Annotated in this window: 1 pseudogene; it reads right to left on the bottom strand. The window is 40.9% G+C overall.

The features are described 5' to 3' along the window. Positions 1 to 148 (bottom strand): annotated as a pseudogene (locus A3712_RS27595) (energy-coupling factor transporter transmembrane protein EcfT); the annotation flags it as partial. Positions 149 to 232: the final 84 nt, after the last annotated feature.

Raw genomic sequence — 232 nt, 5'->3', positions numbered from 1 at the left:
GTAACGCGATAAACCGTAGGTCGAATGTCGTTAATACAACAGTCACCCAAGCTAAGAAAAGAGCAAATTTAGTGATGCCGTTTAACGCATGCAGCGGTGATTTGGTATCAATGTAGTTGATGCCGAATTTTACTTTTGATGCATTCATAGCGAGCTTCTCTCGTAGTCGATGAAGTACTGCATAAATGCATTGGTGTCGTCGATTTTCATCATGGTCGCGAGTTCATAAATA

Origin of the sequence: Vibrio sp. HI00D65, from assembly GCF_001635455.1 — a bacterium.
Taxonomy (GTDB): domain Bacteria; phylum Pseudomonadota; class Gammaproteobacteria; order Enterobacterales; family Vibrionaceae; genus Vibrio.
The sequence above is the reverse complement of the archived record's forward strand: the minus strand, read 5'-3'. Positions and strand labels throughout refer to the sequence as shown.